At 70.6% G+C, this 12,533-nt stretch carries 14 protein-coding genes; 10 read left to right on the forward strand and 4 right to left on the reverse strand.

Annotated features, from left to right (window positions below):
- Positions 1 to 65 precede the first annotated feature (65 nt).
- Positions 66 to 1,280 carry an acyltransferase family protein gene (locus OHB56_RS03060; protein WP_406351482.1) on the reverse strand — a complete coding sequence of 405 codons (1,215 nt, stop codon included), beginning with the start codon at positions 1,278 to 1,280 and terminating at the stop codon, positions 66 to 68.
- A gap of 356 nt (positions 1,281 to 1,636) precedes the next feature.
- Here OHB56_RS03060 and OHB56_RS03065 point away from each other — a divergent pair, with 356 nt between their 5' ends.
- The 3 genes from OHB56_RS03065 (at position 1,637) to OHB56_RS03075 (ending at position 3,765) form a co-directional block, all read left to right on the forward strand.
- Complete coding sequence (locus OHB56_RS03065) at positions 1,637 to 2,623, forward strand: sporulation protein (RefSeq protein WP_406351484.1); 987 nt, start codon at positions 1,637 to 1,639, stop codon at positions 2,621 to 2,623.
- Positions 2,624 to 2,848: 225 nt separating this feature from the next.
- Entirely contained in the window at positions 2,849 to 3,115 is a 267-nt protein-coding gene (locus tag OHB56_RS03070; protein WP_406351485.1) for a GlsB/YeaQ/YmgE family stress response membrane protein, read from the forward strand.
- 74 nt (positions 3,116 to 3,189) lie between these two features.
- Positions 3,190 to 3,765 (forward strand): TerD family protein, encoded by a 576-nt coding sequence (locus OHB56_RS03075; RefSeq protein ID WP_055596828.1) that lies wholly within the window; start codon positions 3,190 to 3,192, stop codon positions 3,763 to 3,765.
- 108 nt (positions 3,766 to 3,873) lie between these two features.
- Here OHB56_RS03075 and OHB56_RS03080 read toward each other — a convergent pair whose 3' ends face one another.
- The 3 genes from OHB56_RS03080 to OHB56_RS03090 are packed head-to-tail and all read right to left on the reverse strand — an operon-like array spanning position 3,874 to position 6,072.
- Positions 3,874 to 4,182, reverse strand: coding sequence for an acyl-CoA dehydrogenase family protein (locus OHB56_RS03080; RefSeq protein ID WP_406351486.1), 309 nt, complete (start codon positions 4,180 to 4,182; stop codon positions 3,874 to 3,876).
- A 17-nt stretch (positions 4,183 to 4,199) separates the two neighbouring features.
- Positions 4,200 to 4,991, reverse strand: a complete 792-nt coding sequence (locus tag OHB56_RS03085) for a class I SAM-dependent methyltransferase (protein WP_406351488.1) — start codon at positions 4,989 to 4,991, stop codon at positions 4,200 to 4,202.
- Positions 4,992 to 4,995: 4 nt separating this feature from the next.
- Positions 4,996 to 6,072, reverse strand: a complete 1,077-nt coding sequence (locus OHB56_RS03090) for a helix-turn-helix transcriptional regulator (protein ID WP_406351489.1) — start codon at positions 6,070 to 6,072, stop codon at positions 4,996 to 4,998.
- Between the two features lie 104 nt (positions 6,073 to 6,176).
- On the opposite strand from OHB56_RS03090, the gene OHB56_RS03095 reads away from it, so the two are divergent.
- The 7 genes from OHB56_RS03095 to OHB56_RS03125 all read left to right on the forward strand — a co-directional run bounded on the left by OHB56_RS03095 (position 6,177) and on the right by OHB56_RS03125 (position 12,437).
- Positions 6,177 to 6,800 (forward strand): DinB family protein, encoded by a 624-nt coding sequence (locus OHB56_RS03095; RefSeq protein WP_406351491.1) that lies wholly within the window; start codon positions 6,177 to 6,179, stop codon positions 6,798 to 6,800.
- 153 nt (positions 6,801 to 6,953) lie between these two features.
- Complete coding sequence (locus OHB56_RS03100) at positions 6,954 to 8,048, forward strand: winged helix DNA-binding domain-containing protein (protein ID WP_406351492.1); 1,095 nt, start codon at positions 6,954 to 6,956, stop codon at positions 8,046 to 8,048.
- A 435-nt stretch (positions 8,049 to 8,483) separates the two neighbouring features.
- Positions 8,484 to 9,686 (forward strand): ATP-binding protein, encoded by a 1,203-nt coding sequence (locus OHB56_RS03105; protein WP_406351493.1) that lies wholly within the window; start codon positions 8,484 to 8,486, stop codon positions 9,684 to 9,686.
- Positions 9,683 to 10,084, forward strand: a complete 402-nt coding sequence (locus OHB56_RS03110; RefSeq protein ID WP_055593230.1) for a roadblock/LC7 domain-containing protein — start codon at positions 9,683 to 9,685, stop codon at positions 10,082 to 10,084. The genes OHB56_RS03105 and OHB56_RS03110 overlap by 4 nt, the downstream gene beginning before the upstream one ends.
- The gene (locus OHB56_RS03115; protein WP_326756636.1) at positions 10,081 to 10,455 is read left to right on the forward strand and encodes a DUF742 domain-containing protein; all 375 of its coding nucleotides are present in this window, start codon (positions 10,081 to 10,083) and stop codon (positions 10,453 to 10,455) included. The genes OHB56_RS03110 and OHB56_RS03115 overlap by 4 nt, the downstream gene beginning before the upstream one ends.
- Positions 10,430 to 11,032: an ATP/GTP-binding protein gene (locus OHB56_RS03120; RefSeq protein WP_326756635.1), complete on the forward strand. Its 603-nt coding sequence runs from the start codon at positions 10,430 to 10,432 to the stop codon at positions 11,030 to 11,032. Before OHB56_RS03115 ends, OHB56_RS03120 begins: the two co-directional genes overlap by 26 nt.
- Positions 11,033 to 11,135: 103 nt before the next feature.
- Complete coding sequence (locus OHB56_RS03125) at positions 11,136 to 12,437, forward strand: cytochrome P450 (protein WP_406351495.1); 1,302 nt, start codon at positions 11,136 to 11,138, stop codon at positions 12,435 to 12,437.
- Positions 12,438 to 12,533 lie beyond the last annotated feature (96 nt).

A 12,533-nucleotide genomic window follows, 5' to 3' on the forward strand; every position in this document is an offset into this window, starting at 1 on the left:
ACCGGCGGAGTACACCGGAGGGGCGTACGAGCCTGCGAAAGCAGGATGCGTACGCCCCTCGGGCGTCAGCGGGACTGATGCGGCGCCGGTGTCGGTACCGGCATCTCCTTCGGTACCGGTGTCCCCTTCGGCACCTGCGCCTGTTCCTGTGCCGGGGGCTGCCGCCGGAAGGCCCAGTCCATCTCCGGCTCGAATGCGGCGCGGAAGATCCGCCGCACCGGTGCGGTGCACAGGGCGGTCACGACCACCGCAGCGATCGCGGTGACGGTGATCGCACCGAGCGGGGTGTGGAACCAGTCGTTGTGGGACCAGTGCCAGTGGTTGGCGGCCTGGATGAAGAAGCCGTGCAGCAGGTACCCGTACAGCGTGCCGGCGCCCAGCGCGGTGAACCACGTCCGGCGCCGCGGGACGAGGGCCACGAAGGCGGCGACGAGGACCGTCGAGCAGCCGAACACCGCCAGGGTCATGACCGGCCCGTACCAGGCGGGCACCGCGAGATCCTCGGCACTGGAGTTGTGGAAGAACCAGGCGTAGTTCATCCGCGTCACGGCCCAGTAGGCCACGATCAGCGCGCCCGCGAACACCGGCACGGCCAGGACGCGCACCTCCCGACGGCGCACCATCTCGAAGTGCTCCTTCTTCAGTGAGAGGCCGAGCACGAAGTACGGCAGGAACTGCAGGGTGCGGTGAAGGTCGAGGTCCTTGCCGATGGACGGGGCGAGGGTGGCCAGGGCCGCGATGGCGAGGGCGATGGGCAGCGGCCATCGCAGGGCCCGCCAGATCGGGGTGGTCAGCCGCCAGATGAACAGAGCGGCCAGGAACCACGTCAGATACAAGGGGTCCAGCAGGCTGATCGAGCGGTCCGGTTCGTTGTCGCTCCACCGGGTGAAGAAGGTGTACGCCACCTCGAAGACGATGTACGGCACGGCGACGCCGGTGATCAGACGCTTGATCTTCCCCGGGCTCCAGTCGAAGCTGCGCGAGAAGTAGCCGGAGATGATGATGAACGCCGGCATGTGGAAGGCGTAGACCAGCGTGTAGAGGGCCGTGACGGTGCGGCTCTCGCTGCGCAGTGGTTCCCACGCGTGGCCGACCGCCACCAGCACGATGGCCAGGTACTTGGCGTTGTCGAAGAACGCGTCCCGCGGCTTCGCCGGCCGGGTCTCCCCGCCGGCCCTGCCGCCGGCCGGTGCGGTGCCGGTGCGGTTCTTTTCTCTGTTCGGTCTCGCCGGTGGCCCGTCCGTCTCCCCGGGGCTGCACGAGGGCAGCGTTTCGTTCACGATTCCTTCCTTCGGGAACCCAGACAGAGCAGAACACCTCTTACAGGAGTTGCGGAAGTGACACGAGAGCAATGTCCCGTGAAACCGTAGCCGCGGCCGACGTCCGGGTAAACCCGAACTTGTGGACAGGTGACCCTCGCGATCGCGTGCGGCGGGAATGGGGGAGGCCCCGTTTCCACCGGCGTCGCGGGTGCCCACTTTCGGCCATTCCCGCCGTGTCGGCACCGAGTGCGCGTCTGCCCGGACATCGCCCCTCTATGCTTCTACATGCCTGTAGAAGGCCTGTGCCGTGCGTCCGCGGAGGCGTGCGGCACTGCTCTTACGGAACACTCGCACGTGAAGGAGTGGACGCCGCCATGGTGTTCAAACGACTGCTCGGCTCGCTCGGCGTGGGCGGCCCCACGGTCGACACGGTCCTCGACCCCGGTGCGCCCCGGCCCGGAGCCGCACTGACCGGGCAAGTCCATCTCAAGGGCGGTGACGCCGACTTCGACATCGAGCACATCACGCTGGAGCTGGTGGCCCGGGTCGAGGCCGAGCACGAGGAGGGGGAGAGCGAGGGCGTCGTCCCCTTCGCACGGTTCACCGTGGGCGGCGGCTTCCGGCTCGGCGCCGGCGAACCGCGGAGCGTCCCGTTCACCGTGGCACTGCCCTGGGAGACCCCGGTCACCGAGCTCCACGGCCAGGACCTGGGCATCGCCCTGGGCGTGCGGACCGAGCTCGCCGTGGCGGGCGCCAGGGACAAGGGCGACCTGGACCGGCTGGGTGTCGGACCCCTGCCCGTGCAGGAAGCGGTCCTCGAGGCGTTCGGCGCGCTCGGGTTCGGCTTCCGGTCCGCCGATCTCGAGTACGGCCGCATCGGCGGCACCGGCCAGCAGTTGCCCTTCTACCAGGAGATCGAGCTGACCCCGGGGGCGCAGTACGCCCACCGGATCACCGAGATCGAGGTGACGTTCCTCGCCGGTCCCGGCGGCATGGAGGTCGTGCTGGAGGCGGACAAGCGCGGCGGGCTCCTCTCCTCCGGCCACGACGCGGTGAACCGGTTCACGGTCTCCCACGACGGTGTCGAGCACCAGGACTGGAACGCGATCGTCGACGAGTGGCTGCACCGGCTCGTGGAGCACCGGGCTCCGTACGGCTCGCACGGCGATCACGGGTACGCCGGGCACCACGGGCACCACCACGACGGGCAGCGCTCCGGCCCCGGCATGGGGACGGTCGTCGCGGCGGGTGCGGCCGGACTGGCCGTGGGGGTCGTCGGCGGCATGGTCGCGGCCGAAGTCGTCGACGAGGTCGGGGACTTCTTCGAGGAGGAAGAGGAAGAGGCGGAGGACGAGGGCTGACCGCACGGGGGCGGGCCGGGCACGTCGTGTGCTCGGCCCGCCCCGTTCGTCCCGCCGGTGACCATGGGCACCGGCGGGCGCCTGCCGGGACTTCTCGTCGTACGACAACCACACCCCACAACTTCTACAGAATTGTAGAGGTTAGGCTTGCCCCGCACGGACGCCCGCTGTGCCGCACCATCGGCACGGCAGGCGCGGCACGGCGACACGACTAGGAGGGGCGTCATGGGCGTCATCGCATGGCTGGTGCTGGGACTGCTCGCAGGGGCGGTGGCCAAGGCCATTCTGCCCGGGCGCGACCCGGGCGGGCTCATCGGCACGACGGTCATCGGCGTCGCGGGGGCCTTCCTGGGCGGCTGGCTGTCGTCGCAGTTCCTGGACCGGCCGGTGCAACGGGAGTTCTTCGACGCCGCCACCTGGGGCTCGGCGATCGCGGGCGCGCTCGTCCTGCTGATCGCCTACCGCATCCTCTTCGGCAACCCGCGCAACTGAACACCCGGCCCGGAACGTCCTGAGCGTCGCAAACGTTCAACAACCACCGAGAACGACCGAAGAAGGAGTACGAAGTGGGAGTTTCCCTTTCCAAGGGCGGCAATGTCTCTCTCAGCAAGGAGGCCCCGGGCCTGACCGCGGTCGTGATCGGCCTCGGCTGGGACGTACGCACCACCACCGGCACCGACTACGACCTCGACGCCTCCGCGCTGCTGCTCAACACCTCCGGCAGGGTGCCGTCCGACCAGCACTTCGTCTTCTACAACAACCTGAAGAGCCCGGACGGTTCGGTGGAGCACACCGGGGACAACCTCACCGGTGAGGGCGAGGGCGACGACGAGTCCGTCAAGGTGAACCTCGCCGGTGTGCCCGCCGACGTCGACAAGATCGTCTTCCCGGTCTCGATCCATGACGCGGAGAACCGCGGCCAGAGCTTCGGCCAGGTCCGCAACGCCTTCATCCGGGTGGTCAACCAGGCGAACAACCAGGAGATCGCCCGCTACGACCTCTCCGAGGACGCCTCCACCGAGACGGCGATGGTCTTCGGCGAGCTCTACCGCAACGGCGCCGAGTGGAAGTTCCGTGCCGTCGGCCAGGGGTACGCCTCCGGACTCGCCGGAATCGCCGCCGACTTCGGCGTCGGGGTCTGACACCGGCCGGACCGGTGCCGGGCCGGCCCTCCGTGGCCGCCCGGCGCCGGTCCGCCCGCTCGCACTCCCAGGCGTCGAAACCGCCGCGCTCGACGGGCCGGCCGGCGATCACGTTGCGCCGGATCTCGTTGGCTCCCTCCCCCACGATCGGCGAATTCCAGGGGCGTCGCGGAAATGGCGTTCGACGCCGAACCGGGTCGAGCAACCGTGACCACCGTGGACACGCACGGCGTTGAGGACGATCGCCATGGCGGTCTCGGAGGCGAACGGCTTGGCTGTGACGGCCATGTACCGCCAGTCCAGCACGCCCTGGCCCTCGTGGTCGTCCCGGCCGCTTCCCGCCGTATCTCTGCGAACGAGGGACCGCAGGCGAACGAGACCGCCGCCGTTCGGCGACGGCTCCAGCCGTTCCACCATGATGTCGCCGCGCGGGACTATCTCGCGGTCGCGGTCCCGGTCGCGGTCGAGGGCCCGGCCGGGTACACGGGCACGGGCCGCATGCGGTAGACCGAGACGTGGGAGCGCGACTCGGCCGTGAAGGGGGCGCCGGCCCAGTCCGCGTGCCTGGTCTCCAGGTCGAAGCCGGCCAGCTGAGCCATGAGGTCGAGTTCGGCCGGCCAGATGTAGCGGTGCGGGGTGCGGTCCAGCCGCGCCGTCCGGGTCCCGTCGAACCGGAAGTGGTGCGACACCACCCGCTGGTGCAGCACGTCGTACGTGTCCAGGAGGATGTAGCCGGGTTCGGACCGCATGACCGTGGCCGCCTGGCCCGGTGGGAGCCTGCGCAGCTCCGGCACCCAGAGTTCGATCACGAACCGGCCGCCGGGGACGAGGTGGCGGGCCGCGTTGCGGAAGCACTCGACCTGCTCGGCCTGGGTGATCAGGTTGGCGATCGTGTTGTAGACGAGGTAGACGAGGTGGTACTCCCCCGGCGCGACGGTGGTCGCCATGTCACCGATGACCACCGGGACCGTCGCCTCGTCCACCTTGGTGCGCAGTCGCTCCAGCATCGGGCTCGACAGTTCGATGCCGGTGACGGGAACACCTCGCTCGGCGAGGGGCACCGCCACCCTGCCGGTCCCGACGGCGAACTCGAGCGCCGCTCCGCCCTCGGCGAGCCGGGCGAGCCGGTCCACGGCCGGCCCCAGGGTCTCGGGCGCGAACATGCCGGTCCCGGGCGTGTCGTAGCGTTGCGCGGCGTCGGCGTCCCAGATGTCTCGCTGCTCCATGCCGTCAACGTTCACCGAATGCCGGTGGGTTGTCCAACGGATTTCGGGGGGTGGCGGGTCCGCCGTGCGGTGCGGGGGTCGCGGGGGCGGCAGTCGCGGCAGCGGTTGTGTATCGGCGGCCCAAGTGGGCGAAAGCCGCCTTGAGTTCGGGCGGGCCGATGACCTCGATGTCGGCGTCGAACAGGCCGACGGTAGCGGCGAGGCCTGCCCATGACCACGCGCCCAGGGTGAGCCGGCAACGGTCGGAGCCGATTTCCTCGACGACTCCGTCGCGGGCGTAGCGGGACACCTCGGCGGCGGGCAGACCGAGGATCACCTGACCGCGACAGGCCCACTCCCCCGACCCGTCGGAGCCCCGGAACCTGGCGGCGACGAAGCGGGACACCTCGCCTCCGGGCAGTTCCCGCGGGGTGAAGCGGGGGCCCGTGGGGGTCCGTGGGGTGATCCGGTCCGCCCGGAAGGTGCGCCAGTCCTCGCGGTCCAGGTCCCAGGCGACGAGGTACCAGCGTCCGCCCCGAGTGACGAGGTGGTGCGGCTCCACCCGGCGGGGCGGAGGTCCCGCCGGGTCCTGTGCGACGGTGTGGGGCGGGAAGGCGGGGGTGTAGTCGAAGCGCAGGACCTCGCGGGCGTGGACCGCTTCGCTGAGCGTCATGAGCACACCGCTGTCGACCTGGGGGTCCGGGCGGGCTCCCGGCCGTTCGACGGCGGTGACCTGGAGGGTGTCGACGCGGTGGCGCAGCCGGGCCGGCATCACTTGGCGGACGGTGTTCAGCGCGCGTACCGCGGCCTCCTCGATGCCGGCGCCGGTGGTGGTGGCGATCCGGAGCGCGACCGCGAGGGCGACGGCCTGCTCGTCGTCGAACAGCAGCGGCGGGAGGTCCGTGCCGGCGCCGAGCCGGTAGCCGCCGTCGGGGCCCTTGACGGCCACGATGGGGTAGCCGAGCTCGCGCAGCCGGTCGACGTCGCGGCGCACGGTGCGAGGGCTGACGTTCAGCCGCTCGGCCAGCAGCGCCCCCGGCCAGTCCCGGCGCGCCTGGAGCAGGGAGAGCAGTGCCAGCAGTCGCGCTGATGTCTTCGGCATGGCGTCCATGGTGCCTCGGGTAGAGGACACATCCTGACCTCTACGGCTGTCACGGTGGTCGCGTACCGCAGGACGACGAGCACACCCCGGAAGGCTTCTTCACCATGACCACCACCACGACGGGCAGCACCACCACGGCCGGTACCGACATCGCAGCCGCGAGCGCTTCCCGGTCCGCCGCCGACGAGGAGCGGGCCGACCTGCTCGCCTCGCTCGCGTCCGCCCGCTCCGCCCTGACCGCCACGACGCGAGGGCTGAGCGACGAGCAGGCGGGTGAGCGGCCCACGGTCAGCGCACTGTGCCTGGGCGGGCTGGTCAAACACGTCGCGTCCATCGAGGAGGGGTGGATGCGTTTCGTTCTCGAGGGGCCCTCGGCGATGCGCCACGACCTGCCCGACGGTGTCACCTGGGCCGACCTCGCGGCCGGTACCGCACGTGAGATCCCGCAGTGGGCGATCGACCACCACAACGCTTTCCGGATGCTGCCCGGCGAGACCCTGGCCGGGATCCTCGCGCGCTACGAGCGGGTCGCCGCCCGGAGCGAGGAGGTCGTCGCCTCCGTGCCCGATCTGTCGGCGGCGCACCCGCTTCCCGAGGCGCCGTGGAACGAGCCGGGAGCGGTGCGCAGCGTGCGCCGGGTGCTGACGCACCTCGTCGCGGAGACGTCCCAGCACGCCGGGCACGCGGACATCCTGCGCGAGACGCTGGACGGGCGGACGTCGAGCTGACGGGCGGGCGGGGTCGGCCTCTCCTCGGGCCCGGCCCCGCCCTTTGCGCGGCCTGCCTCTCGTGCGGCCTGCCTCTTGCACGGAACCGAAGGAAGCCGAAAGGAGCGGTGTCATCGTGACGCATCAGGTGCCGGCGTGCTGCGGGGTCGTCCAGTGACCGTGCTGGACGTCCGGGCACTCAACCGTGCGACGCTCGCCCGGCAGTTGTTGCTCGACCGCGCCGACCTGCCGGCGCTCGACGCCGTGGCCCATCTCGGGGGTCTGCAGGCGCAGGAACCGCAGGAGCCGTTCGTCGGGCTCTGGTCGCGGCTGCGGGGGTTCGAGGCGTCGGAGCTGTCGGGGCTGCTGACGGGACGGCGGGTGGTGCGGGCCCATCTGATGCGCCGGACGGTACATCTCGTCACGGCCGATGACCTGCTGGCCTGGCGGGCCCGGCACGACGCCATGCTGCGCCAGCGGGTCCTCGGCGTCTACCGCCGCGAGCTGGCCGGGATCGATCTCGGTGAGCTCAAGGCGGCGGGTGAGGAGTTGATGTCCGACGGAGAGCCGCGTTCGATGGGCTCCCTGGCGCGGGAGCTCGCCGGGCGCTGGCCGGAGCCGGGGTCGCGCGCGCTGGGAGAGATGCTGCTCGCCGCTCTGATCCCGGTGGTGCAGTCGCCGCCGCGCGGGTTGTGGCGGACGAAGGGCGGGGTGCGCAACGCCCTGGTCACCTCGTGGCTGGGCCGTGACGTCGACCCGCTCCCCGCGGACGGCTCGGACCCGGTGGGCCGGACGCTGGTACGGCGCTATCTGACGGCGTACGGCCCCGCGGCCACGGCCGATCTGCGCGCATGGTCCGGCCTGGCCGGGCTGCCGGCCGCGGTCGCCGCGATGCGCGGGGAACTGGTGTCGTTTCGCGACGAGCGGGGCCGGGAACTGCTGGACCTGCCCGGCCTGCCGCGCCCCGACGCCGCGACGCCGGCGCCGGTGCGGTTTCTGCCCGCGTTCGACAACGCGGTCCTCGGCTACCACGACCGGGGGCGCATCGTCGACGACGCGCACCGCGGTCTGTCGGTCACCGGCGCCCGGGTGGTGCTGGTCGACGGGCGGGCCGCCGCGACCTGGGAGTTCGAGGACAGTGCCGTGGCGGTCACCCCACTGCGCCGCTTCTCCCGGGCCGACCGGGCCGCCGTCGCCGAGGAGGGGAGCGCCCTTGCGTCGTTCCTCTCCGACCGGGACAGTGACCGCGTACGGTTCGACGCGTTCTGATCGCTACCCCCTGACGACCCTTCGGCGGGGTGGAACCGCGGGCGGAACCGGGAGGGTGTCAACCCGGTTCCGCCCGCGGTTCCACCCGGAGTTCCGCCAGGGTTCCCTGCTGGTTTCGGCCCGGTTTCCTCCGGATCCGGCAGCGCTCGTTCCGTGCCGGTGACCTGCGGAAGGCACGCGTGTGAGGGTCTGGTGAGGGTCACTGAGTGACGCATGCTGCATACGTTTTGCGCATATGTAACTGATAAGATCATCGGACTTTCAGCAGACTGACGGCGCGTCATGAACGCGTACGGGGGACAGTCTCTAAGGCCCCATCGCCAAGGAGTGAGGTGTGGTCCACCTGTGGACCCGAGCCGTTCGACGGCCGGGTCGCCCCGTACGGATCGGTGGACCTTCCGCACTCCCGGCGCGATGCGACTTGAAGAGAGTCTCATGACGTCATTGATCCGGGATCCACTGTTGTGGATCTTGCTGGTAGTGCTCATCGCTGCGGTGTTCGCAGTGGTGAGGGCGCGGAGAACCAATCTGGCTCTCCGCAGAACGAGGAAGGACCTGGAAGCAAGCCTGGGGCAGACCCAGGGACAGCTCGCCCAGCAGCAGGGGCACATCGCCGCGCTGAACGCGCGGCACCAGGGCGACCTCGCCGACGTCCGCGCGGATGCCGAGTCGTCGACCAAGGCCGTGCTGAAGTCGGCGATGGGAACGCTGCAGTCCCTCGCCGAGGAGCAGCAACTGCTGCTCGACGAGCTGCTGAAGAAGTACGGCAACGACACCGAGGTCCTCGCCGACCTGATGTCGGTGGACCACACCGGCAGCCAGTTCAGCCGCCGGGCCAAGGGCATCTCCGTACTGTGCGGCGGATGGCTGGGCCGGCGTGACGGCGCGGCGACCGTGTACGACGTGGCGCGCAGCGCCCAGGGGCGGATCAAGGACTTCAACCGGGTCGGCATCCACGCCCAGGTCAGCGTCTCCGTCTCCACCAAGGCCGTCGAACCGGTGGCCGTCGTGCTGGCCGAGCTGCTGGACAACGCGACCACCTACAGCGCTCCGGGCACGCCGGTCGAGGTCAACATCCAGGCCGTTCCGACGGGTGTGTGCTTCATCGTCGACGATGCCGGGCTGGGCATGGACCAGGAGACCAAGGACCGGGCGGCGGCGCTGCTGTCCCCCGAAGGCGCGGTCGACATCACGAGCCTGGGCGATCCGCCCCGGTTCGGGTTCGCGGTGTGCGGCATGCTCGCGACGCGGTACGGCTTCGCCGTCTCCGTGGGCTCGGTGTCCCCCTACGGCGGAGTGCGTGCAGTGATCCGTGTACCGGAAAGTCTCCTTGCCGCCGAGGCGCCCGCACCCGCCGAGCCCGTCCAGGAATCCTCCGAGGAGGCCGCCCCGCAGCGGCTCGCTCCCGTGCCGGTGGGCCCCTCCCATGTGGTGGGCAGGACCAACGGCGGACTTCCCAAGCGCCGCCGGCGGCAGGGCCCCATCTCGGTGGTGCCCTCGCCGGACGCCACGGCCCCTGCCGACGAGCCCACGCCCGAGCAGGCCAGCGAGGTGACCGCGTCGCGCCTCGGCGCGTTCGCCCGCGGCACCCAGCTCGGCCGGATCACGAACACCATGGAAGGACCTGATCAGCGGTGAACACCGACCTGTCGTGGGTGCTGAACGACGTGCTCGAGGTGCGCGGTGCCCGTCACGCCGTCCTCGTCTCGGGCGACGGCCTGCTGCTGCAGCGTTCGGACGACATCTCGCGCGACGACGCGGAGACGAACGCCGCGGCCATGAGTTCCATGCAGTCCCTCAGCCGCGCGGTCTCCGGTTTCGTCGGCTCGGGCAACGGCGTCTGGAAGCAGACGCTGATGGAGTACGACGGCGGCTGGATCTTCCTGAGCGCCGCCGGCCAGGGCGCCTACCTGGCCGTCTCGGCGGCTCCCGACGTCGACATGGAAGCCGTGTCCTTCCGGATGCAGAAGACGGTGGTGGCGCTCAGCAAGGCGATGAGCGTCGCACCACGCTCGGCCACCGGTGGCGGCTCATGACGGCTCCCGGCGAGGAGGAATCCGTCTCCAGCGACTTCGTCCGCTCCTACGTCATCACCGGTGGCCGGAGCCTGCCGTCCTCGGACGATCTTGCATTGCACACCCTCGTCACGCTGGCTCCCGAGCGGACTCCTCCGCTCGGGGCCGGGCCCGAAGTGACGGCGATCTGGGACCTGTGCGCGGGGGGCTACCTGTCGGTGGCCGAGGTGGCCGGCCACCTCGGGCTGCCGGTCGGGGTGGCCCGCCTGCTGCTGACCGACCTGTCCGAACAGGGGCACCTGCTCCACCGCGCCGAGCCGCCCCGGGCCCAGAACGTTGACAGAGCGACCCTCGAGAAGGTTCTGCATGGACTCCAATCCCTCATCAGCTGAGACGGCCCAGGGCTCCATCTACGTCTCCAGCGCGGTGACCAACGCCGCCAAGATCCTCGTCGTCGGGCATTTCGCCGTGGGCAAGACGACACTCATCGGGTCGCTGTCGGAGATCACTCCGCTGCGTACCGAGGAGAAGATGACCCAGGCCTCGGTGCACGTCGACGACCTGCGGGGCGTGACGGGCAAGACCACCACCACGGTCGCCCTGGACTTCGGTCGTCTCACCCTGAGCGAAGACCTGGTGCTGTACCTCTTCGGCACGCCGGGGCAGCAGCGCTTCATGCAGCTGTGGGAGGACATGGCCCGCGGCGCGCTGGGAGCACTGCTGCTGGTCGATCCCGCGCGGCTGGAGGAGACGTTCCCGGTCATCGACCTCGTCGAGGGGTATGGCCTGGAGTACGCCATCGCCGTCAACACCTTCGACCCGTCCGCCACCTACAGCGAGGCGGAGGTGCGTGAGGCGCTCGACCTGCTCCCGGACACCCCCGTCGTCTACTGCGACGCCCGCGACCAGCGGTCCTCCGCCAAGGCGCTGATCGCACTGGTCCGGCATCTGCTCGAGCGCGCGGCCTGACCGCCCCGCGCCCACCCCGTCCGGGAGCTGACGCTCCCGGTTCATCAAGGAAGACTTCATGGATCTTCAGCAGACATCTGCGCCCGCGGGCAGTAGATGCCCCATGCACGACGCCTCGTTCGCCGCCGATCCGCAGGCGCTCTACGACCGGTTGCGGGCCCACGCTCCGGCCGGCCCGGTCGAGCTCGCCCCGGGCGCGGACGCCACACTGGTCGTGGGGCACGAAATGGCGCTGCGCGTCCTGCAGAACACCGAGCTCTTCGCCCGCGACTCCCGCCGCTGGAAGGACCTGAACGAGGGGCGCATCGGGATGGACAACCCAGTGCTGCCGATGATGGCGTACCGGCCGAACTGCCTGTTCACCGACGGTGCGGTGCACCTGCGGCTGCGCAAGGCGGTCACCGACAGCCTGGCCAGGCTCAACATCACCCGGGTCCGCCGCGACGTGGAGCCGATCGCCGACTACCTGCTCGACCAGTTCAGCGAGCGGGGCCGGGCCGACCTGCTCAACGACTACGCCAAGCTGCTGCCGCTGCTGCTGTTCAACAAGCTGTTCGGCTGCCCCGCGGACATCGGTGACACCCTCACCACCTCGATGTCGGCGATCTTCGACGGCAAGGACGCCCTGCGCGCCAACGAGGACCTCACCGCCTGCCTCATGGAGCTGATCGCCCTCAAGCGGCGCCAGCCGGGCGACGACGTCACCTCGTGGCTGATCCAGCACCCGGCCGGGCTGACCGACGAGGAGCTCAAGGACCAGCTGGTGATGCTGATGGGCGCCGGGGTGGAACCCGAGCGCAACCTCATCGGCAACGCCCTGCTGCTGATGCTGTCCGGCGCGGGCGGCCGGCAGAGCGGCATGATGATCGAGGAGGCCCTCGACCACGTGCTGTGGAACGAGACCCCGATCGCCAACTACGCGACCCACTACCCGGTCCAGGACGTCGACCTGGGCGGCCATGTCGTGGAGGCGAACACCCCGGTGGTCATCTCCTTCGCGGGTGCCAACAGCGACCCCGCGCTCGTCGAGGCCCGCCGCGCCCACAGCAAGGGCGCGCATCTGGCGTGGGGGGCGGGACCGCACGCCTGCCCCGCCAAGGACCCGGCGACCGTGATCGCGACCACCGCGATCGAGCGGCTGCTCAACGCGCTGCCCGACCTGACGCTGGCCGTGCCCCGGGAGGAACTGCAGTGGCGGCCGGGGCCGTTCCACCGGGCCCTGGTGACGCTGCCCGCGACCTTCAGCCCGTCACCGGCCACGCGCATGGCGGCGGCTCTGCAGAGCCGTGCCTCGGTGCCCGATGCGGAGCAGCCCATGGCCGTGGCGCCGTCCGTCCCGATGCGGCGGGAACCAGGACGGAAGAGGGGATTCTGGAGCAGTTTCCTCGATGTCTTCCGTGTCTGATGCACCGCATGTGACAGGAGCAACACTCTGAGGCGCATGACGGAGGAGGGTGGAAGGGTAGGTTCCGGCTGAACCCGGAAGCACCCAGCCAAAGGA

Origin of the sequence: Streptomyces sp. NBC_01635, assembly GCF_045209715.1 — a bacterium.
Taxonomy (GTDB): Bacteria; Actinomycetota; Actinomycetes; order Streptomycetales; family Streptomycetaceae; genus Streptomyces; species Streptomyces hirsutus.

Excerpts from the sequence above, each read along its gene's own strand:
- OHB56_RS03120 (WP_326756635.1), top strand. The coding sequence starts at position 10,430 with ATGGACTCCAATCCCTCATCAGCTGAGACGGCCCAGGGCTCCATCTAC.
- OHB56_RS03085 (WP_406351488.1), bottom strand. The coding sequence starts at position 4,991 with ATGGAGCAGCGAGACATCTGGGACGCCGACGCCGCGCAACGCTACGAC.
- OHB56_RS03105 (WP_406351493.1), top strand. The coding sequence starts at position 8,484 with ATGACGTCATTGATCCGGGATCCACTGTTGTGGATCTTGCTGGTAGTG.
- OHB56_RS03115 (WP_326756636.1), top strand. The coding sequence starts at position 10,081 with ATGACGGCTCCCGGCGAGGAGGAATCCGTCTCCAGCGACTTCGTCCGC.
- OHB56_RS03125 (WP_406351495.1), top strand. The coding sequence starts at position 11,136 with ATGCACGACGCCTCGTTCGCCGCCGATCCGCAGGCGCTCTACGACCGG.
- OHB56_RS03070 (WP_406351485.1), top strand. The coding sequence starts at position 2,849 with ATGGGCGTCATCGCATGGCTGGTGCTGGGACTGCTCGCAGGGGCGGTG.
- OHB56_RS03090 (WP_406351489.1), bottom strand. The coding sequence starts at position 6,072 with ATGCCGAAGACATCAGCGCGACTGCTGGCACTGCTCTCCCTGCTCCAG.
- OHB56_RS03080 (WP_406351486.1), bottom strand. The coding sequence starts at position 4,182 with ATGGTGGAACGGCTGGAGCCGTCGCCGAACGGCGGCGGTCTCGTTCGC.
- OHB56_RS03065 (WP_406351484.1), top strand. The coding sequence starts at position 1,637 with ATGGTGTTCAAACGACTGCTCGGCTCGCTCGGCGTGGGCGGCCCCACG.
- OHB56_RS03095 (WP_406351491.1), top strand. The coding sequence starts at position 6,177 with ATGACCACCACCACGACGGGCAGCACCACCACGGCCGGTACCGACATC.